This is a genomic window from Caballeronia sp. J97, assembly GCF_905220305.1.
Classification (GTDB): domain Bacteria; phylum Pseudomonadota; class Gammaproteobacteria; order Burkholderiales; family Burkholderiaceae; genus Caballeronia.
Genome location: NZ_CAJMZL010000081.1, coordinates 1 through 1,337 on the forward strand (window position 1 = coordinate 1; position 1,337 = coordinate 1,337).

General features: G+C 59.5%; 1 protein-coding gene. It reads right to left on the minus strand.

What is annotated here, in order from left to right; translation table 11 throughout:
- Positions 1 to 141: 141 nt before the first annotated feature.
- Entirely contained in the window at positions 142 to 1,248 is a 1,107-nt protein-coding gene (locus U4Y90_RS35910) for an IS5 family transposase (protein ID WP_250460802.1), read from the minus strand.
- Positions 1,249 to 1,337: the final 89 nt, after the last annotated feature.

A 1,337-nucleotide genomic window follows, 5' to 3' on the forward strand; every position in this document is an offset into this window, starting at 1 on the left:
TAGCAGGCTGTTGAAATATCCCCTTGTGAACGCACGCTCGCTTATTCGGAAGAGCTGGCGCGATGCAGTGTTCCGAATGCATTGACGCCCACATCCTTGATTCAGGTGCTGCCGATGCCGCTTTCCTTCTCGCTTACGCTTTCAAGCTGCCCGAGCAGCAAGGGTTCGCATGCGGGTCAAGTTGTACGCGGCCTGAGTCAGCAGAAAAAGCTGGTCGATTCGCCTCAGACCTCGATACATCGCCTGCCGAATCCCGCCGACGGTCTTGCCCCACCCAAACACCTGCTCGATGCGTTTGCGTTTGCACTGACTGATTGCGTAGCCGGGCCATCGCGTCGTTCGAGCGTCAATCGCGGAACCGCCCGCGCGTGCATCGTTTTGCGCTACATGCGGTGTCACATTGTTCGCGCGGCACGTTGCCACGAAGCCGGCCGTGTCGTAGTTCTTGTCAGCACCGACCGTAATGGAGGCACCGGCAAATCGCGCAGCATCTGCAAGCATCTCTGCGGCCGCATCCCGCTCGGCGGTGCCGTTGGCCTGTGTGACCTGTGCGTTCACTACGAGGCCGTGCCGGTTATCGGTCAGCACGTGGCCCATGTAGCAAAGCACCGCGCCCGTGCCACGGCTCTTGCGGAACAATCGGGCCTGATTGTCCGTGCTGGATTCATGGGTGTCGTTGCTGCGCTTCTCGCCGCGCCAGTTTTCCTGAGAGCCGGCGCCGCCGTCAGGCGGCGAGTCGTCATCCGGCTTCGTCTTAGGCACAAAGCTCTTGTGTCCCGCCCAAGCCTGAATGAGCGTGCCGTCGACGCTGAAATGCTCGCCCGACAGGTGCCCGCGCACGCGCGCCGTCTCGACCGTCTCGTTGAACAGACTGACAATGACATCATGGACTATCAGCCGGTCGCGGTTCTTGCTGAAGGTGGAGTGGTCCCAAACCGCATCGTCCATTGCCAGTCCAACGAACCATCGAAACAACATGTTGTAGGAGATTTGCTCCATCAACATGCGTTCGCTTCGAATCGAATACAGCACTTGCAACAGCAGGGCGCGAATCAGCTTCTCTGGCGCAATGCTCGGACGACCGCCCCTCGCATCGCTCTCGTACATGCGCGAAAAGACCGTATCCATGCGGGCGAGCGCCTCGTTCAGCCACAAGCGAATCGGTCGAAGCGGATGATTGGCCGGAACGAAGTCGTCCAGCTTGGACATCGTGAACATCGATTCGGTGTAGCCGTCCGCTCCGCGCATCGTTTCGGTCTCAGTGTCGTTCGATTCCTTGAATCAACGTTTCTCCCTTGCGCACGGATGACCCACGCAGAGGGTATTTCAACAGCCTG